This is a genomic window from Rhizobium hidalgonense (genome assembly GCF_005862185.2).
Taxonomy (GTDB): Bacteria; Pseudomonadota; Alphaproteobacteria; order Rhizobiales; family Rhizobiaceae; genus Rhizobium; species Rhizobium hidalgonense.
Genome location: NZ_CP054027.1, coordinates 1,909,587 through 1,926,418, shown reverse-complemented (window position 1 = coordinate 1,926,418; position 16,832 = coordinate 1,909,587). Strand labels below are relative to the sequence as shown.

Annotated in this window: 20 protein-coding genes; 8 read left to right on the top strand and 12 right to left on the bottom strand. The window is 61.7% G+C overall.

The genetic code is table 11. The features are described 5' to 3' along the window. Nucleotides 1-14 precede the first annotated feature (14 nt). The gene (locus FFM81_RS09170) at nucleotides 15-2,213 is read right to left on the bottom strand and encodes an OmpA family protein (RefSeq protein WP_003569149.1); all 2,199 of its coding nucleotides are present in this window, start codon (nucleotides 2,211-2,213) and stop codon (nucleotides 15-17) included. Nucleotides 2,214-2,542: 329 nt separating this feature from the next. Between FFM81_RS09170 and FFM81_RS09165 the strand changes: the two genes are divergently transcribed. From FFM81_RS09165 to FFM81_RS09150, 4 genes are all read left to right on the top strand, one after another. Then, a complete protein-coding gene (locus tag FFM81_RS09165) occupies nucleotides 2,543-3,316 on the top strand; it encodes a transporter substrate-binding domain-containing protein (RefSeq protein WP_003569151.1) in 774 nt (257 codons plus the stop codon). 113 nt (nucleotides 3,317-3,429) lie between these two features. Then, nucleotides 3,430-4,236: an ABC transporter permease gene (locus FFM81_RS09160; RefSeq protein ID WP_003569153.1), complete on the top strand. Its 807-nt coding sequence runs from the start codon at nucleotides 3,430-3,432 to the stop codon at nucleotides 4,234-4,236. Next, nucleotides 4,233-5,063, top strand: a complete 831-nt coding sequence (locus FFM81_RS09155; protein ID WP_003569155.1) for an ABC transporter permease — start codon at nucleotides 4,233-4,235, stop codon at nucleotides 5,061-5,063. The genes FFM81_RS09160 and FFM81_RS09155 overlap by 4 nt, the downstream gene beginning before the upstream one ends. Nucleotides 5,064-5,276: 213 nt before the next feature. Next, complete coding sequence (locus tag FFM81_RS09150) at nucleotides 5,277-5,543, top strand: usg protein (protein WP_003569157.1); 267 nt, start codon at nucleotides 5,277-5,279, stop codon at nucleotides 5,541-5,543. A 15-nt stretch (nucleotides 5,544-5,558) separates the two neighbouring features. Here the strand turns inward: FFM81_RS09150 and FFM81_RS09145 are convergent, their stop codons facing one another. After that, on the bottom strand, nucleotides 5,559-6,278 hold the full coding sequence (locus FFM81_RS09145) for a DUF2270 domain-containing protein (RefSeq protein WP_138384187.1): 720 nt from the start codon (nucleotides 6,276-6,278) through the stop codon (nucleotides 5,559-5,561). 113 nt (nucleotides 6,279-6,391) lie between these two features. Here FFM81_RS09145 and FFM81_RS09140 point away from each other — a divergent pair, with 113 nt between their 5' ends. The 4 genes from FFM81_RS09140 to FFM81_RS09125 all read left to right on the top strand — a co-directional run bounded on the left by FFM81_RS09140 (nucleotide 6,392) and on the right by FFM81_RS09125 (nucleotide 8,810). Continuing rightward, on the top strand, nucleotides 6,392-7,210 hold the full coding sequence (locus tag FFM81_RS09140; RefSeq protein WP_138384186.1) for a class I SAM-dependent DNA methyltransferase: 819 nt from the start codon (nucleotides 6,392-6,394) through the stop codon (nucleotides 7,208-7,210). A 102-nt stretch (nucleotides 7,211-7,312) separates the two neighbouring features. Further along, a complete protein-coding gene (locus FFM81_RS09135; protein ID WP_003569163.1) occupies nucleotides 7,313-7,999 on the top strand; it encodes a glutathione S-transferase family protein in 687 nt (228 codons plus the stop codon). Further along, complete coding sequence (locus FFM81_RS09130) at nucleotides 7,996-8,337, top strand: ArsR/SmtB family transcription factor (protein WP_003569165.1); 342 nt, start codon at nucleotides 7,996-7,998, stop codon at nucleotides 8,335-8,337. The genes FFM81_RS09135 and FFM81_RS09130 overlap by 4 nt, the downstream gene beginning before the upstream one ends. Then, nucleotides 8,334-8,810: an SRPBCC family protein gene (locus FFM81_RS09125; RefSeq protein ID WP_003569167.1), complete on the top strand. Its 477-nt coding sequence runs from the start codon at nucleotides 8,334-8,336 to the stop codon at nucleotides 8,808-8,810. Before FFM81_RS09130 ends, FFM81_RS09125 begins: the two co-directional genes overlap by 4 nt. A gap of 12 nt (nucleotides 8,811-8,822) precedes the next feature. Here the strand turns inward: FFM81_RS09125 and FFM81_RS09120 are convergent, their stop codons facing one another. The 10 genes from FFM81_RS09120 to FFM81_RS09075 form a co-directional block, all read right to left on the bottom strand. Continuing rightward, on the bottom strand, nucleotides 8,823-9,272 hold the full coding sequence (locus tag FFM81_RS09120) for a DUF1801 domain-containing protein (protein ID WP_003569170.1): 450 nt from the start codon (nucleotides 9,270-9,272) through the stop codon (nucleotides 8,823-8,825). Nucleotides 9,273-9,305: 33 nt separating this feature from the next. After that, entirely contained in the window at nucleotides 9,306-9,779 is a 474-nt protein-coding gene (locus FFM81_RS09115) for a DUF1801 domain-containing protein (protein WP_138384184.1), read from the bottom strand. 245 nt (nucleotides 9,780-10,024) lie between these two features. After that, nucleotides 10,025-10,435 (bottom strand): SRPBCC family protein, encoded by a 411-nt coding sequence (locus FFM81_RS09110; protein ID WP_138384183.1) that lies wholly within the window; start codon nucleotides 10,433-10,435, stop codon nucleotides 10,025-10,027. Beyond that, nucleotides 10,432-10,755 (bottom strand): ArsR/SmtB family transcription factor, encoded by a 324-nt coding sequence (locus tag FFM81_RS09105; RefSeq protein ID WP_003569176.1) that lies wholly within the window; start codon nucleotides 10,753-10,755, stop codon nucleotides 10,432-10,434. The genes FFM81_RS09110 and FFM81_RS09105 overlap by 4 nt, the downstream gene beginning before the upstream one ends. Before the next feature lie 239 nt (nucleotides 10,756-10,994). Further along, nucleotides 10,995-11,819, bottom strand: a complete 825-nt coding sequence (locus FFM81_RS09100; RefSeq protein WP_128399787.1) for an ATP-binding cassette domain-containing protein — start codon at nucleotides 11,817-11,819, stop codon at nucleotides 10,995-10,997. An 11-nt stretch (nucleotides 11,820-11,830) separates the two neighbouring features. Further along, on the bottom strand, nucleotides 11,831-12,667 hold the full coding sequence (locus FFM81_RS09095) for an ABC transporter permease subunit (protein ID WP_003569180.1): 837 nt from the start codon (nucleotides 12,665-12,667) through the stop codon (nucleotides 11,831-11,833). Between the two features lie 80 nt (nucleotides 12,668-12,747). Continuing rightward, on the bottom strand, nucleotides 12,748-13,923 hold the full coding sequence (gene ssuD, locus FFM81_RS09090; RefSeq protein ID WP_003569182.1) for an FMNH2-dependent alkanesulfonate monooxygenase: 1,176 nt from the start codon (nucleotides 13,921-13,923) through the stop codon (nucleotides 12,748-12,750). Nucleotides 13,924-13,997: 74 nt separating this feature from the next. Next, on the bottom strand, nucleotides 13,998-14,960 hold the full coding sequence (locus FFM81_RS09085; RefSeq protein ID WP_003569184.1) for an aliphatic sulfonate ABC transporter substrate-binding protein: 963 nt from the start codon (nucleotides 14,958-14,960) through the stop codon (nucleotides 13,998-14,000). A gap of 311 nt (nucleotides 14,961-15,271) precedes the next feature. Further along, complete coding sequence (locus FFM81_RS09080) at nucleotides 15,272-16,237, bottom strand: aliphatic sulfonate ABC transporter substrate-binding protein (protein ID WP_138384182.1); 966 nt, start codon at nucleotides 16,235-16,237, stop codon at nucleotides 15,272-15,274. A 101-nt stretch (nucleotides 16,238-16,338) separates the two neighbouring features. Then, nucleotides 16,339-16,794, bottom strand: a complete 456-nt coding sequence (locus FFM81_RS09075) for a hypothetical protein (RefSeq protein ID WP_138384181.1) — start codon at nucleotides 16,792-16,794, stop codon at nucleotides 16,339-16,341. Nucleotides 16,795-16,832: the final 38 nt, after the last annotated feature.

The following is a 16,832-nucleotide window of genomic DNA, read 5'->3' as shown; positions in this document are numbered from 1 at the left end:
GGGCAAAAACATCTCTACTGGTTGGCCGCGACCGGGCGGACCAGCGCGGTGACGCGCCGGATGGTGACGCGGCGGTTTTCCTGTTCGGGGCCCACCGTATTGACCTTCAGGTAGCGCTCGCCATAGCCCTGCGTCGCCAGGTTTTCCGGCGGGATGCCGTAGACGTCGGAGAGCACGTTGGCGACCGATTCGGCCCGCTGGTCCGAGAGGACCAGGTTGCTCTGATCGGAGCCGACGGCATCCGTATGGCCCTCAATCAGGAAGGTCTCGCTCGGATCCTTCTTCAGCACCTGGCTGATCGCGTCGGCGACCTTGCGCAGGGTGCGCGCCTGGGTCATCGGGATATCGGCGCTGCCGGTCGCAAAGGTCACCGTGTCGAGATCGATGCGGCGCACCTTGTCGCGGATACGAGCGGAATACTTCACCTCATCCAGCGAATAGACGCGCTCGACCGGCTCGACGGGCGGCTCGCTCAGGAACTCGTAATAGTCCCGGTCCGGGTCACTGCGAGTGTCGATGATGTAATCGCTGAGCGGCACGCGCAGCCGCATCGGCGGCAGGTCGGCGCCCGGATCCTCGAAATAGTCGCGGTCCGGATCCTCATAGAGGTCCTGCGAGTAATAAAGCACATGCTCGCGCCCGCGGGCATCGACGCGCGACCGCTGGATGATATCACCATAGCGATTGCGGATGGTGACGATGCGGTAGCCTTCAGGTCGCGTGATCGTCTCGCGGTAGCGATCGCCTGACAGCTCTTCGTAGCTCGGCCGCTCGCCGTCGCGCAGGAAGCGCCTATCGTCGTCGCCGCGCACGATCACCTGATTGTTGTACTGGATGATCACGCGGCCGTCGTCTTGGCTGTCGCTGTACCGAGCGCCGTCAGGGCGGGCAAATCGCGGCCGCTCGTCGAGCTTGGTGCCCTTCTCGCTGGTCACCGCTTCGAGCTTGACAGGCGCAGGCGCCTTGGTACCGGTAGCGGCCTGCGCTTCGGCATCCGAGGTCGGCACCTTGAAGTCCTGGCTGTCGGCGCGCTGCTTGTCGCGGTCGCGACGGCCTTCCCGGCCTTTGCTGCGGTCGGCATCCTTGTCGCTGTCGAGCACGGCCGCACCGTTCTCGACCGGCAGCACGACGGTCTCATTGCTCTTGGCTGGATCTGCGGCGATCTTCTTGCGGCGCTCCAGCTCCTCGGGCGATACTTTCTCAGGCGCCGGAATGGCCTGCTCCGCCTGTTGGCCGCCGCTGGCATCGGGCAGCGGCTGGGCGGTGTCAGTCGCGGGTGCTGCCGGCTGTTCACCGGCAGGCTTTGCCGCGGTGCCGTCCTTCGGCTTTTCGGCGGGTGCGACAGCAGGCGCCGCCGCCTTGCCTTCAGTCGCCTTATCTTCAGTCGCCTTGCCTTCGGTCACTTTGCCTTCGGTCGGCTTATCTGCGGGCGCTGCGGCCTCACCCTTTACCGGCTTCTTCTCTGCCGGCGCCTCGGCGGCGGGTTTTGCCTCCGGTTTGACTTCGGGTTTGGCTTGTTCCTCGGCAGGCGTCACGGCCTCGGGCGCAGCGGTCTCGGCCTTGCCCTTGCCTTTATCCTTGCCCTGGGCCTTGTCCTGCCCTTTGGCCCGCTTGCCGCCTTCCGGCTTGGCTTCCGGCTGCGCCTGGTCCGTCTCCGGCTGCGCTTCCTTTGCTGCGGGCTGCTGTTCAGGTTGCGGCTGCGCCTCCGGCTCGGCCTGCTTCTTCGGCTTCCTCGGCTTCTCCTGCGTTACAGGCTGCTCCTGCTGCGGCGCGGCCTCCGGCTTTGCCTCGGGCTGGGCTTCCTGCTTGGCCTTGCGCTCCGGCTTGCTTTCGGCCTTCGGCGCGGGCTCTTCCTTCGGCGCTTCAGCCTTTGGCGGTTCTGGCTCTGCCTTGGGTTCAGGCGCCGGTGCCTCCTTGCGCTCGGCCTTCGGCTTTTCGGCGGGCGCCTCCTTCGGCTGCTCGGCAGCGGGCGCCTGTTCGGCCGGCGCCTCTTCCTTCTGCTTCTTCTTTTTCTTCAGCAACTCCTCCTCGGAAGGCGCATCCTGAGGCGCGTCCTGCGCCACCTCGAAGCTGCCCTGTTCAACCTGACGAACGGCTGCGGCCTCTGTCGCCACCCCGCGCGCGGCGGCCATCGCCGATGCCGGCTGCAGAGCCAGCGAAAGGGAAAGCAGCGGAAAAGCCGCACTCGCGAACAATCTTGATTTCATGCCCATCGGGTATCCTCGATCCTGTTTGAGCTTCCTGAAGGCCGACAGGCCCTGCTTCCGCCCCTAGCGTCGCATTGAGGCGAAACGGCGAAATGGCAATCGCCGAGCCGCCGATTTGTTCCGGTTCTAGGAAGCCGCGGATTAACCTCGCGTGAATGTTGCAGTCTGCCGGCGTTCATCTCGCCTGCTATTTGCACCGCCCAATTGCGATGGGATTTGTGTTGCAATTCCATGAAAAAAAGTCTGATTATCGCCGCAAGGCGGTCTTGGACCGTTGAACTGCGGCCGTCAGCCCACGAGAAAAAGAGCGACGGCTACCAACAGAGAGGATCCTCATGCATATCTCCACCCGTATTTTCGCGGCAGCCTCGATCGCGGCGATGTCCCTTTTCGCCGGTTCGGCCATGGCCGATGGCGAAAAGTATGTGATCGGCACCGATTCGACCTATCCGCCCTTCGAGTTCGTCGATGCCAGCGGCACGATCCAGGGCTTCGACATCGACATCACCAAGGCGCTCTGTGCCGAGATGAAGGCCGAATGCTCCTTCGTCAGCACCGACTGGGACGGCATCATTCCGGCGCTCAACGCCAAGAAGTTCGACATGATCGTTTCCTCCATGTCGATCACGCCGGAGCGCCTCAAGCTCGTCGACTTCTCCAACAAGTACTACAACACCCCTCCGGCCATCGCCGTGCCGAAGGATTCCAAAATCACCGACGTCGCCGGCCTCAAGGGCAAGGTGATCGGCGCACAGACCTCGACGACCCATGCCAACTACGCCGAGAAGCACCTCGCCGACACCGAGTTGAAGCTTTACCCGACGGCTGACGAATACAAGCTCGACGTTTCCAGCGGCCGTGTCGATGCCGTCATCGACGACGTCGTCGTGCTTTCCGAGTGGGTCAAGTCCGACGCCGGCGCCTGCTGCAAGATCCTGACGACCCTGCCGGTCGACAAGGAAATCAACGGTAACGGCGCCGGTATCGCCATCCGTAAAGGCGATCCGCTGAAGGAAAAGCTGAACACCGCCATCGCTGCGATCCGCGCCAGCGGTGAGTACAAGAAGATCCAGGACAAGTACTTCGATTTCGACGTTTACGGCGAATAAGAAAATCGGTATCTGCCGATGAAAGCGAATGGCGGAAGGCTTGCTCTTCCGCCATTTTTGTTTGACAAAGGTGGCAAGATTAAAACGGCAAAAGCCGTGAGGGGAATTCACGCATGGGCGGATTATTTTCCGCGCTCGGCTCCTTCTGGAGCTCACTTGTGCATATTTTCGATCCGCTATGCGGACCCGTCGGTATCTTCACCTGGTTTGGTCAGTCGACGCTTCTTGCGTGCGGCGATACCGGCTGGGGTGACGAGATCGCGCTCGGCCTGCAGATTACCGTTTCGGTGGCGATCGTCACCTTGCCGATCGGCCTGATCATCGGTTTTCTCGTGGCGCTCGGCCAGCAGTCGGAGGAAAAGCCGCTGCGGCTGGCGGCGGGCATCTACACCACGATCTTCCGTGGCCTGCCGGAGCTGCTGACGCTCTTCATCATCTATTACGGCATGCAGATGCTGATCCAGTCTCTGCTGACCTTCGTCGGCTATGACGGACCGCCGGTCGAGATCAACGCCTTCCTCGCCGGCGTCATCGCACTGTCGGTGGTCTTCTCCGCCTACTGTTCGGAAGTGCTGCTCTCAGCCTTTCGCGCCATTCCCAATGGCCAATATGAGGCGGGATACGCGCTCGGCCTGCACCGCGGCCGGACGCTGCGCTTGATCGTCCTGCCGCAGCTCGTGCGCATCGCGCTGCCGGGCCTGACGAACCTCTGGATGGTGCTGCTGAAGGACACCTCCTACGTTTCGATCATCAGCCTTTCCGATATTCTACGCCAGACGAGCGTCGCTGTGCGCGTGACCAAGGAACCCTTCTTCTTTTACGGCCTGGCCTGTTGCCTCTATCTGGTGCTCGCCGTCCTCTCCTCCTTCCTGCTCGTCTACGTCGACCGCTGGGCAAAGCGTTCGGAGGTCCGGCGATGAGCTACGCTGAAACATTGATCCCGCCCCAGCCAGCCCCCCGTGCACTGGCAAAGCCAATGACGACGGCACGCCTTGCCGGCTACATCTTCGTGGCCATTTGGGCGCTGTTTGCGGCGCTGCTGATCTACACCGTCATCAATGGCTGGGATCTGGAGAAGTTCACCCGCTACGGGCCGCGTTACCTGCATGGCCTCGGGGTGACGCTCGGCCTCGTTTCCATCTCGGTCATCTGCGGCGCCGTCCTGTCGCTGCCGCTCGCCATGGCGCGCCTGTCGAACAACAGGGTGCTGAACTGGCTCGCCTATGGCTATATATATTTCTTCCGCGGCACGCCGCTGCTTGCCCAGCTGTTCCTGGTCTATTACGGCCTAGGCGTGTTTCGGCCGCAGTTGGAGGCCGTCGGCATCTGGTGGTTCTTCCGCGACGCCTGGTATTGCGGCATCTTCGCCATGACCATCAATACTGCGGCCTATCAAGCGGAAATCCTGCGCGGCGCGATCGAAAGCGTTCCGCACGGCCAGCGCGAGGCGGCCGCGGCACTCGGCATCCACAAATTCATCGCCTTCCGCAAAATCATCCTGCCGCAGGCTCTCATCGTCGCACTTCGCCCTTATGGCAACGAGATCATCCTTTTGATCAAGGGTTCGGCGGTCGTCGCCATCATCACCGTGCTCGACCTGATGGGCGAAACCCGCTACGCCTTCTCCCGCACCTTCGACTACCAGACCTATCTCTGGGCGGCGATCTTCTACCTCGCCATTGTTGAGGCGTTGCGCCATGTCTGGGCGTGGATCGAGCGCCGCCTGACCCGGCATCTCAAGCGCTGATGCATGACGCCCAAAACTGTGTCGCGGTTTTGGAATAATGAACCAGAAACCGGGGCTGGCAGCACTCTCGGAATCGTGCTGCCAAGCCCTTGATATTAAAAATCAATTGTCCTTTCATGCAGTATCTGTAAAGTTTTCGTTAACCACTCGCATGTTTCCCTATGACGTAGCGCTAATAAGCGCGCGAGTGGGAACGAGAAGAAGCGGAATACGATGCACAAGGACATGGAAAAACAACTGCAGGGCTATGGCCTGACCACCGCCCAGATCCTCTACCACCTGCCGGACCATCCGGCGATCCTGCAAAGCTACGTCTGGCAGGAATATGACCTCGCCCCCGATTTCCCCGAAATGCGCGGCTTCCTGAAATTCTGGGAAGAAAAGCTCGATGGCCCGCTGCATTCGGTTCGCTACATCCACCGCAAGCTGATCTCGGCGACCGAGTGGCGGGCGCTGAAAGGCGAGTTCATCCTGCACTGAGCGGCGCGCGCCACCTCAGACATGCGCCTCGCCTCGACCGAACTCGCCCTCGTCGCGGTCGGGGCGCAGGGCAAAGGCGAGCATGCCGAGATAGAAGGCGACAACGATGGCAAGGACGACGAGGCCGGGAATAGGCCCGAGCACGGCATTGTCGATGACATAGGTCCATGATTGCGCCTGCAGCGCCGGCATGCCCTCCGTCTGCAGTTTCGGAGTTGTGATCTTCAGGCACCAGGCCAGCAGCAGGATCAGATACATCCAACCGTAATTGCGCTTGAGACGGCGGTGCATCGCCTCGTGATAGCTCAGCAGGAAACGCGGCTTGCGCAGGCTGCCCGCGATAACCGTTGCCCATTCGCTGCCGGCATTGGCGTCGGGCGCCATGATCTGGGCGAAATAGCAGCGCTCGACCTGACGAATGCGGGCGCGGTAGATGTCGAAGAAGCGGTAGCGGCGCGCCTCTATCATCAGAAGCAGCGTCACCAGCATGATCCCGAAAAGCAGCACACCGTGATGCGAGGTCGGAGTCGACAGTGACACCGACAGCAGCGCCGCCACCACGGTGATCGCCCAGTTCGACGTCCGGTCTATCCGGTCGCGCCAGCTCGTCATCCGCCCGAGTTCGCCGCGGTAATAATGGCTGAGCGAGTTGGTGATCTCACCAGGCGTACGCGGCAGCAATGTGCGCCCGGCCTCGCCTTCCCTCGACAACGCCCTGTCTTGCTCCGATTTCATGGCTTTCCTCCGTCGGCTTGTTTTCGGCCATTCTGCGCCGACTGCCACGCCATTGCAAAAGATCGAAAGCGGCCTTAGAGCCATGGCTCTCAAACAAAGAACGGTGAAGTGCGATGGCAAAGAAGATCGACGAAGAAGCCCTTGGCGAGGCCTATAACCGCGCTCTCGCTCTGGAAAAGGCCGGAGATGTCGACGCGGCCGTGGCAGCCTATGAGGAAGTCCTGGCAATCGACCCCGACGATCACGGCGGTGCGGCCGTGCGCATCGCCGCGATGGGCCGCGGCGAAACCCCGGTCAGGGCGCCCGACGCCTATGTCGAGACCCTGTTCGACCAGCATGCCGAGGTTTTCGAGGACGTGCTCGTCGAGCAACTCGGCTATCACGTGCCGATGCTGGTGCGCCAGCGCCTGCAGGCGCTAAAGCTCGGGCCGTTCAAGCGGCTGCTCGATCTCGGCTGCGGCACGGGCCTCACCGGCGGCGCGCTGCGTGACCTCTGCGACGATATGACCGGCCTCGACCTTTCGGAAAAGATGGTCGAGATCACCCATGAAAAGGATCTTTACGAGACGCTCTTCGTCGCCGAGGTCGAGGATTTTCTAGACGACAATGATGAGGAAGCCTTCGACATCATTACTGCCACCGACGTGCTGCCATATCTCGGCGCGCTGGAACCGCTGTTTTTCGGCGCCGCCGAGAACCTGACCCCCGGCGGCCTGTTCATTTTCTCCTCGGAGACGCTGCCGGAGGAGACCCTCGCCGGCCGCGCCTATATGGTCGGTCCGCACCAGCGCTTCGCCCATGCCGACGCCTATGTGAGGGAACGGCTGGCGGCGACCGGTTTCGAACTGGTCGAGATCTCAGATATCAACGTGCGCATGGAAGACGGCCAGCCGACCCCCGGCCATCTGGTGATCGCCAGATACATCGGCTGATACAATAGTTACACGATTGGCGAACTATCTGTTGCGCATTGCTTTCCGACCTGATACTTAGTCGGTCGGTAAAGTTTTCCACCAAATAGGAAAGGCCGCCGCATGTCGCTCGTGTTCTATGGGCATCCGCTCGCCTCCTTCTGCCACAAAGTGCTGATCGCGCTTTACGAAAATGGCACGCCCTTCGAAAACCGCCTCGTCGATCTCTCCGACGAAGCCTCGCGCGCCGATCTTTTCCGTTTCTGGCCGGTCGGCAAGATGCCGCTGCTGCGGGACGAAGCACGCGACAGCACGGTTCCCGAGACGTCGATCATCATCGAATATCTCGACCATTATTATCCCGGCCCCGTTTCCCTGCTGCCGCTGGAAATCGACCGAGCGCTGCAGGTCCGTCTCTGGGATCGCTTCTTCGACCATTATGTCCAGGCGCCGATGCAGACCATCGTCAGCAATCGCCGGCGCCCCGAGGGTAAGGAGGACGAGACAGAGGTGGCCGCCTGCAAGACGACGCTTGCCACCGCCTATGCGATGATCGAAAAACAGCTCTCCGAGAGCTCATGGATCTCGGGCGAGGCCTTCACCATGGCCGATTGCGCCGCAGCCCCCGCCCTCTTCTACGCCGAGACTCTGGTCCCCTTTTTGGAGGAGCAGCCAAAACTTCGCGCCTATTACGACCGGCTTCTCGCTCGCCCATCCTTTGCAAGGGCGCTGGAAGAGGCCCGCCCCTATTTCAAATTCTATCCCTACCATGACAGGCTGCCCAGCCGCTTCCGGAATACCGCGGGATGATCGACGGCCAGGCGGGTCTCGACCGCATGTTTCACGCGCTTTCCGACCGCAGCCGTCGCGGCATGATCGACCGCCTCGGCCGCGGCCCGGCTTCCGTCACCGAGCTGGCCGCGCCGCTTGCGGTCGCCCTGCCGACGGTGATGAAACATCTGCAGGTGTTGGAGGAAAGCGGCCTCGTACTCTCCGAGAAATCCGGCCGGGTGCGAACCTACCGCCTGCAGCAGGACGCGCTTGCCGCCGTCGAACGCTGGGTGGAACAGCGAAAGAGCCGCTGGACCACCACCTTCGACAGGCTGGATCAATATCTCGCCGAAGAACCGGAGACCTTTTCCGAATGACGACACGATCCGCCGAACACGCCACCCTCGTCATCGAGCGCCGCCTGAAGGCGCCGGTCGCCCGTGTCTTCCGTGCCTGGTCGACACCGGAGGCCAAGCGCCAATGGTTCGCCTGCCACGGCGAATGGACGCCGCTGGAATACAGGCTCGATTTCCGCCCCGGCGGTACAGAGCGGAACCACGTCGCCGATACCGACGGGCTTCTGCACGCCTATGACGCCCACTACATCGATATCGTGCCCGATGCCCGCATCATCTATGCCTATGAGATGAAACTTGGCGAAACCCGTATCTCCACCTCGCTTGCCACCGTCGTCTTCGAAGCCGAACCCGCCGGCACCAGAATGGTCTTCACCGAGCAGGTGGTCTTTCTCGACGGCTACGCCGACAACGGCGCCCGGCTCCAGGGCACCGAGATCGGCCTCGACAATCTTGAACTTTTTCTCGACCGCGAGGTGGGCGCGATCCATTAGACAGATCTAGCCTCAGCCACTTTTCTTCCGGGAGGCGACAGCCTTTGCTGTGGTGTTCAGCGCTGCGGCGGCGCGAAAAAGCGCCTTCAACGCCTGCTCGTCGATCTCATCGCCCTCATGGAAATCGATGGCGCGCCTCGTGTTGCCGTCGAGGCTGGAATTGAAGAGACCTGAAGGGTCCTGCAATGAGGCGCCCTTGGCGAAGGTCAGCTTCACCGCGCTCTTGTAGGTCTCGCCGGTGCAGATGATGCCGGAACGTTCCCACACCGGAACCCCTCGCCATTTCCATTCCTCGACTACCTCCGGCTCGGCCTGCTTGATGAGCGCACGGACCCGGGCGAGCATCTCGCCGCGCCAATCGCCGAGTTCCTTGATCCTCGTGTCGATCAGCTGAGACGGGGAGGCTCCCCCGTTTACTTCCCCGGAATCGCTCTTCTTCGTGGCAGCTGTCGCTTTCTTCATGGTTCCTCCCGCCCGTCATTCGAGCGCTATTGGTTATTGCATCCGTTCGCCGGGCAGTTGGCTCGCCTGTTCCACCCAGGCGGCAAGCTGGGCTTCATCGATTTTGTCGGCCTCGCGGATGTCGAGGTAGCGGACATCCTTCTGCTTGGAATGGCCGGGCGGCAGAGGCTGAAGCGACGCACCCCGGAAGAATGCCACCTTAACGTATTTCGTGAAGCAATGAATGCCGAGGAACCAGCCCTGCCCTTCGATGCCGTAGAAGGGCGAGTTCCATTTGACCGCCTTATACACATGGGGCACGGCACGCGTGATCAGTGCATCGAGGCGGCGCCCGACGTCGCTTTTCCATCCGGGCATCGCGGCGATATAGGCCTGCACTGGAGCTTCGCCGTAGCCCTTGGCGATTTGAGGATTGCCGCCCGAGAGAAGCTTCGGCTCTGCCGCGGTCGGCTCGGCGGCTATCTTCTGTCCGACCGTCGCTGCGGTCTTGGAGGTCTTGCCGGCCATTGCCTTCACTCCTATCTCCCGCCGCACCTGACGGCATAGGGCAGCGCCTCGGTAGAGACCGGTCGCGCACGCCGAGCGGCAGCAGCGCCAAGAGGCCTGCCCAGACGGCCAATTGCTATAGCACCGCGATCATATTGAGAATGACCGCCATGGTAAAGGCAAGGGACGGCCAGTGGATCTGCCGCAACCCTTTGTTGAAGTTCAATCGGACCTTCCCGTTAAAGTCAGTCCGGGCGCGGGCGGCCTCACTCTATCCGCGCCAACACCTGCTCCAGATTTGCAAAGAACCGCGGCCACCCAGCCTTGGCGCCACCGTAAGCCAGCCGCTGACCGGGCTGGAAGCCCGACTGCTCCATTCGCAAATGCGTGCCCTCGCTGGTCGGGGTGAGTGTCCAGGTGACGACACTATCGAGGCCATGCGCTCCCCACGTGTAGGACAGTGTCCTATTCGGCTCGACCTCCAGGACCTTGCACTCGACGGAGCCCCAGTCGGCGCTGAAATTGAAGCGATGGTCGACCGCAGGCTTGAAGTCGTTCTTCATCAGCCACTCCTCGATCAGGTGTGGTTGGGTAAGCGCGCGCCAGATCTTTTCCGTGGGATAGGCGATCTCGCGCTCGACGACTACGGAGCGCATTTCGGTCGGGGTATCAGTCATTGATCCATCCTTTTCAGCAAATCTTCGAGGTCGTCGAAGCGGCTTTGCCAGAAGTGTGCCATCTCTCTCGTCCAGTCGATCAGCGGGGCAAGCGCGCCGAGCTGCGCACTATAATGCGTCTGCCGCCCCTCATGACGATCGCGCACCAAGCCGGCTTGCTTCAATATTCCGAGATGTTTCGATACAACCGGTTGAGAAACCCCGGCCCGAGCCGTCAAAGCCCCGACCGTCTTTTCCCCTTCCCGGCACAACCGCTCGAACAAAGCCCGCCGCGTCGGATCGGCGAGTGTTTTGAAAAGCGCGTCTTGGGCGTCGGACATTCGGTATTCATACCCCATTGACTATGGATCTACGTATAGCCACAGAGGTATACGTACGTCAAGCGGCGAACGGATGGTGAAAGGACAAGTTTGCACAGGCATTGGCGAACGAGGAACGTGCGTCGCTCTCGAGAGGTCCTTGCTTGAAGTCAGCATAGCTCATTGGCTATGCATGGATGCGTTTCCGTCTCGATGGTCGCAGGGGCAAGATTGTGATCAAAGCCCACCAACGGCTTGGATCAATGCCCGCCGTCGGTACCGAGGATTGCAGCAAGCAGGCGGCCTTCTAGCTCGGCCAGGCCGGGATGGCCGTGCCGGCGTGGATGCGGATAGGGAATGGAAAGATCGAGCGCGATCCGTCCCTCGTCGAGCACGATGACCCGGTCCGCGAGATGCACCGCCTCGCTGACATCGTGGGTGACGAGCACGGCGGTGAAGCCAAGTTCACGCCAGACGCGGTTGATGAGTTCCTGCATGCTGATCCGCGTCAGCGCATCGAGCGCGCCTAGCGGCTCATCGAGCGCCAGCACGCCCGGACGGCTCACCAACGCGCGCGCCAGCGCCACCCGCTGCCGCTGCCCGCCGGACAGCCGCGCCGGCCATTCGCCAGCCTTTTCGCCAAGCTGGACCTCGGAAAGCACGGCCTCGGCCGCCTTCATTGCGCTTCGCCTGTCGATGCCGTCGCCGAGGCCGACCACGACATTGTCGGCGACGCTGAGCCAGGGCAGCAGCCGCGGCTCCTGGAAAACGATGCGCGCATTCGGGCTGGCCTCAACACCGTCGGCATCCTCGAAACGCAGGTCGCCGGCGTTCGGCTCGTCGAGGCCCATCACGATGCGCAACAGCGTGCTCTTGCCGCAGCCGCTCTTGCCGATCACGGCGACGAACTGGCCGGCTGGAATATGCAGGTTGATGCCGCGGAGCACGCGGTTGGCGCCGAAGCTCTTTTCGAGCCCGGTCAGGCTGATTGCCGCAGCGCCCGCTCCGGCCGTCGGCGCGATGTCGCGCTCGTAAACGAGTTCCTCAGCGACGGCGTGAAAACGCTCACGGGTGTTCACGGTCATGCGCGTCTCTCCTATTTCTGGTAGACCGGGTTCCAGGCGAGCAGCCGCTGCTCCAGAACCCTGGCGATGACATCGGCAAGCTTGCCGAGCACGGCATAGATGACGAGCGCGAGCACGACTATGTCAGTCATCATGAATTCGCGGGCATTGTTGGCCATGTGGCCGATGCCTGAGGACGCGGCGATCGATTCCGATACGATCAAGGTCAGCCACATGATACCGAGCGCATAGCGGAGGCCGACGAAGATCGACGGCAGCGCACCCGGAAAGATCACCTTGCGGAACAGCGTCCAGTTCCCCATGCCATAGACTCTTCCCATCTCGATAAGATCGCGGTCGACATTGCGCACGCCGTGATAGGTGTTGAGATAAACGGGAAAGAGCACACCGAGCGAGGTCAGGAACAGCTTCGATTCCTCGCCGATCCCAAACCACAGGATGACGAGCGGGATCATCGCCAGATGTGGAATGGTGCGCAGCATTTGCAGCGTCGTATCTGTCAGCTGCTCCGAAATGCGCGACACGCCATTGGCGATACCGAGCAGGAATCCGATCGAGCCGCCGACGAGAAGGCCGGCAAAAGCGCGGCCGGCGCTGACCAGCACGTCGTTCGGCAGCTGGCCGGAAACGGTCGTCGACCAGAAGGCGAGAGCGACATCGGCCGGTGATGGCATGATGCGCGAGGAGATCAATCCGGCCGAGGAGGCAAGCTGCCAGAACGCCACGATCGCCATCGGCACCAGATAGGGTATCAGCTTCTCCCGGCGGGGCAGCGGCAGGCGGAAACCCGTCTTTGCGGCCTCCTCGGCAGCGACCGATCGTACGAACGGAGTATCGAAAGTCGACATGCATTGTCCTCGCGCTTATCAGGAGCAGGATACCGAAAGCCGTGTACGGCTTTCGGCGGTTTCACGCTCTTTGCTCGGGCTTAGGAGCCGGAGACGACTTTCAGATTGCCGCCATGGCTGCCGCCCGCAAAGACCTGCTTGCGGCCGAACTCGTTGTGGAAGCCCAGGCGCTGCTGCTCACGAGTGATGCCTAGTTCGGGGAAAAGCAGTTCGGCGACGCGATAGGCCTCTTCGAGATGTGGATAGCCGGAGCCGATCACGGTATCGATGCCGATCTCCTGATATTCGCGAAGGCGCGCAGCCACCGTCTGCGGCGAACCGACCAGCGCCGTGCCAGCGCCGGCGCGCACCAGGCCGACGCCGGCCCAGAGGTTCGGCGAAACTTCGAGCTTGTCGCGACGGCCGCCGTGAAGGGCAGCCATACGCTTCTGACCAACCGAGTCGGATTCGTGGACGAAACGCTCCTGCGCCTCACGGATCGTATCGTCGTCGAGATGGCGGATCAGCCGTTCGGCGGCCTCCCATGCTTCCTCGTCAGTCTCGCGCACGATGAAGTGCAGGCGGATGCCGAAGCTCACTTCGCGGTCGCGCTCGGCAGCGGCATTGCGCACCTTGGCGATCTTTTCGGCCACCTGCGCCGGCGGTTCACCCCAGGTCAGGTACTTGTCGACGCGGCCGACCGAGAAATCGATGCCGGCATCCGACGAGCCGCCGAAATAGAGCGGCGGGCGCGGGTTCTGCACGGAGGGAAAGCCGAGCCGCGCATTGGTCGCCTTGATGTATTTGCCGTCGAAGCTCGCCGTGCCCTTCTCCAGCAGTTCCTCGAAGACTGTGAAGAATTCCTCGGCATGGGCGTAACGTTCGTCATGCTCGAGATGGATGCCGTCCCCGGCAAGCTCCGCCGGGCTGCCACCGACGACGATGTTGAGTAGCAGACGGCCGTTGGAGATGCGGTCCAGCGTCGTTGCCAGACGCGCGTAGTAGGCAGGCGATGCCGTGCCGGGGCGGATCGCCACCAGGAACTGCAGCTTCTCGGTCTTGGCCGCGAGCGCCGCCGCAGTCACGAAAGACTCCTCGCAGGCAACGCCCGTCGGCAGCAGCACTCCGGAATAACCGAGCCGGTCGACCGCCTGGGCGATCTGCGTGAGATAGCCGATTTCCGGCGCGCGATTGAGATCGGCTGAGCCGAGATAGGTGCCATCGCCCGAGGTCGGGATGAACCAGAGGAAGTTGATGGGATCGGAAGTGGCGGTCATGGAAGACGGTCCTTTGCTGCGGAATTCAAAAATCTGAGTAGCTCGGGTAGCTGACAACGTCAGCTTTTCCAGAACTAGCTGGCCTTGGGGTGCCAGACGATGTCGCTGATCTTGAGTTTCTTCGGCACGATGCCGAGCGCGTGGAAATCGTCGGCAAGTCCCTGCTGGTAGGTGAGTGCCTGGTCGGGGAAGAGCGAGATTTTGCCGAGATCGGCCTGACTACGCGTCAGTGTCACCCGCGTGATGGTTTCCGGCACGCCCGTTATCTCGGACAGCGCCTTCACAGTGCCGTCGAGATCGGCCTGGGCAGCGGCGCCTACCTTGGCGAGTTCGTCGATCACCTCGGCGATCACCTCAGGATTGGCTCCGGTGTAGGCACCATTGCCGAGGAAATAACCCCAATTATCGAGCAGGCCTTCGGAAGTCGTCAGTAGCCGCGTCTGAGGATCTGCCTCGGCGACGGCAAAGAACGGATCCCAGATCGCCCAGGCATCGATGCTGCCGGTCTTGAAGGCGGCACCCGCATCCGGCGGAGGCAGATCGATCTCGGTAATGTCGGAGCGCGACAGCCCGGCCTTAGCGAGAACCTTCAGGGCGAAATTATGCGCACTCGAACCGCGCTTGTAGGCCAATTTTTTGCCCTTCAGATCCTGAAGCGTCTGGATCGGCGAATCCTTCTGCACCAGCAGTCCATGGAAAGCCGCCGGACCTCGATAGGCCCCGACATAGAGCAGGTCGCCGCCGGCCGCCTGGGCAAAAAGCGGCGGTACGTCACCGGAAACGCCGAAATCAAGCGCGCCGGCGCCGACCGCCTCGAGCAAAGGTGGGCCTGATGTGAACTCGTTCCATTCGACACTGACACCCTTGGCTGAAAGCCGTTTCTCCAGCGCGCCCGATGCCTTGGCAAGCGGCAGCACCCCGAACTTCTGCCAGCCGATACGCAGGGTCGTCGCTGCTCGTGCCGGGCGAATGCTTGGGAGGATCGCGGTGGCGGCGGAGGCTGTAAGAAGGCCGAGTGTCTGTCTGCGCGTGAACATCTGAAATATCCCTGTCGATCGAATGGCGATTGGTGTCCGCCTCCTGTTGAGGATATTGACATAGACTACCAATTAGATCGACAATATCAATTTGCCATTCTAATCCGCTTCGGAGAATAATTTTTCGCGCGAGGCGGCATGGAGGCCCTCCCCATGCCGCCTCGCGCAAATCATGGCCCAAGCTGAAAAATCAACTTGCCCCGGCAACTAATGCATGTCGCCCGGAAGTGTGCAGCGTTTCCGGGGTTACAACATGCATCAGAACAAAAAGCTAAAATGCGTCGCATGGATCAAGTTTGATGCGACGCGCTTTAGCTGGCCTTGGGACGCCAGATGATATCGCCGGTCACCAGCTTCTTCGGCACGATGCCGAGATTATAGAATTCGTCGGCGAGACCCTGCTGATAGGCGGCGGCAGCGTCGGTGATCGTCGAGACGCTACCAAGATCGGTGCCCTTGCGCGTCGCCGTCACGCGCGTCACTTCGACCGGCACGCCGGTGATCTCGGAAAGTTCCTTCACCGTCTCGTCGAGATTGCTCTGTGCCGACTTGCCGACCTTGGCAAGCTCGTCGATGACATCGACAATCACCTGACCGTTGGCATCGGTGAAATTGCGGCTGGCGAGGAAGAAACTGTAGGAGTCGACGATGCCTTCGGCGGTCGTAAGGACACGCGTCTCCGGATCGGCTTCTGCAATCGCCAGATAGGGGTCCCAGATCGACCATGCATCGATGCTGCCGTTCTTGAATGCGGCCGCCGCATCCGGGGGTGAAAGATCGATCTGCTCGACATCCTCGGGCTTGAGACCCGCGTGGCGTAAGACCTTGATTGCAACGTTGTGGGCGCTCGAGCCGCGCTTGAAGACGACCTTCTTGCCCTTGAGGTCCTCAAGTGTCTTGATGGGCGAATCCATGCGCACCAGGATGGCCGACGCCGCAGGGCTGCCGCGGTAGAGGCCGACATAATAGAGCTGCGCCCCCGCGGCCTGGGCAAAGAGCGGCGGCACATCGCCGGTCGCGCCGAAATCGAGAGCGCCGGCGCCGAGCGCTTCGAGAAGCGGTGGGCCTGAGGTGAATTCCGACCAACTGACGGTAATGCCGCGGTCGGCAAGCCGCTTTTCAAGGGCGCCGCGACGCTTGGCAAGCGCCAGCACACCGTTCTTCTGCCAGCCGATACGAAATTCCGTGGCGGCGGCGCGTGCCGGCTTCATGGCGGGCAACAACCCTACGGCGGCGGCCGCACCGAAAAGTCCAAGCGTCTGTCGACGTGAAATCATGATTATCCCCTACTTGAACGGTGCCGGAACTGCTTTCGGTTGGCCGGTTTGTCCGTTGTGACGATTCATGATGATGAAATCTATATTTTATATCGACAATTTTATTTGTGAGATTCCGCCTTTGATGAAATTTTGCCAACCGGAAATTGCCCCTTAAGCGGAATTTTTTTCCACGCGGCCACTATTCTGTCTTCACCGTCCCTGCCGGGCTCGGCGGCCAGCCGCTCCGGGATGCGGCTGGGGCCGCCAGCGAGCCGCGTCGCAAGCGGATCGACCATGCGCCAATAGGGCGTCACCGTCGACACAGGCTCGCCCTTCTCCAACACGCCAAAGGAAAGCTCGGCGATCGCGCGCAAATGCCGCTGCACGGTCACCGGGCAGCAGGCGCCAGCTCCGTATTGAACAGCGAGGCGGCGGCGAAGGACGCCAAGCCCGGTGAAAACACCTTGCTGGGCCGATCGAATCTGCTCTGCGACCATCTGCTGCGATGGAATAAGCATCGACTGCATTCCACTGCGGCCCTTGCGCCGCGGCTCGATCGTCGGAACGTCGCGCACATCACCCCCCGGAAACATTTGCCTGGTTCTCACCTAGG

What these genes read in the sequence shown, in the direction of transcription:
- FFM81_RS09170 (WP_003569149.1), bottom strand. Translation starts at nt 2,213, where the DNA reads ATGGGCATGAAATCAAGATTGTTCGCGAGTGCGGCTTTTCCGCTGCTT.
- FFM81_RS09165 (WP_003569151.1), top strand. Translation starts at nt 2,543, where the DNA reads ATGCATATCTCCACCCGTATTTTCGCGGCAGCCTCGATCGCGGCGATG.
- FFM81_RS09160 (WP_003569153.1), top strand. Translation starts at nt 3,430, where the DNA reads ATGGGCGGATTATTTTCCGCGCTCGGCTCCTTCTGGAGCTCACTTGTG.
- FFM81_RS09155 (WP_003569155.1), top strand. Translation starts at nt 4,233, where the DNA reads ATGAGCTACGCTGAAACATTGATCCCGCCCCAGCCAGCCCCCCGTGCA.
- FFM81_RS09150 (WP_003569157.1), top strand. Translation starts at nt 5,277, where the DNA reads ATGCACAAGGACATGGAAAAACAACTGCAGGGCTATGGCCTGACCACC.
- FFM81_RS09145 (WP_138384187.1), bottom strand. Translation starts at nt 6,278, where the DNA reads ATGAAATCGGAGCAAGACAGGGCGTTGTCGAGGGAAGGCGAGGCCGGG.
- FFM81_RS09140 (WP_138384186.1), top strand. Translation starts at nt 6,392, where the DNA reads ATGGCAAAGAAGATCGACGAAGAAGCCCTTGGCGAGGCCTATAACCGC.
- FFM81_RS09135 (WP_003569163.1), top strand. Translation starts at nt 7,313, where the DNA reads ATGTCGCTCGTGTTCTATGGGCATCCGCTCGCCTCCTTCTGCCACAAA.
- FFM81_RS09130 (WP_003569165.1), top strand. Translation starts at nt 7,996, where the DNA reads ATGATCGACGGCCAGGCGGGTCTCGACCGCATGTTTCACGCGCTTTCC.
- FFM81_RS09125 (WP_003569167.1), top strand. Translation starts at nt 8,334, where the DNA reads ATGACGACACGATCCGCCGAACACGCCACCCTCGTCATCGAGCGCCGC.
- FFM81_RS09120 (WP_003569170.1), bottom strand. Translation starts at nt 9,272, where the DNA reads ATGAAGAAAGCGACAGCTGCCACGAAGAAGAGCGATTCCGGGGAAGTA.
- FFM81_RS09115 (WP_138384184.1), bottom strand. Translation starts at nt 9,779, where the DNA reads ATGGCCGGCAAGACCTCCAAGACCGCAGCGACGGTCGGACAGAAGATA.
- FFM81_RS09110 (WP_138384183.1), bottom strand. Translation starts at nt 10,435, where the DNA reads ATGACTGATACCCCGACCGAAATGCGCTCCGTAGTCGTCGAGCGCGAG.
- FFM81_RS09105 (WP_003569176.1), bottom strand. Translation starts at nt 10,755, where the DNA reads ATGTCCGACGCCCAAGACGCGCTTTTCAAAACACTCGCCGATCCGACG.
- FFM81_RS09100 (WP_128399787.1), bottom strand. Translation starts at nt 11,819, where the DNA reads ATGACCGTGAACACCCGTGAGCGTTTTCACGCCGTCGCTGAGGAACTC.
- FFM81_RS09095 (WP_003569180.1), bottom strand. Translation starts at nt 12,667, where the DNA reads ATGTCGACTTTCGATACTCCGTTCGTACGATCGGTCGCTGCCGAGGAG.
- ssuD (WP_003569182.1), bottom strand. Translation starts at nt 13,923, where the DNA reads ATGACCGCCACTTCCGATCCCATCAACTTCCTCTGGTTCATCCCGACC.
- FFM81_RS09085 (WP_003569184.1), bottom strand. Translation starts at nt 14,960, where the DNA reads ATGTTCACGCGCAGACAGACACTCGGCCTTCTTACAGCCTCCGCCGCC.
- FFM81_RS09080 (WP_138384182.1), bottom strand. Translation starts at nt 16,237, where the DNA reads ATGATTTCACGTCGACAGACGCTTGGACTTTTCGGTGCGGCCGCCGCC.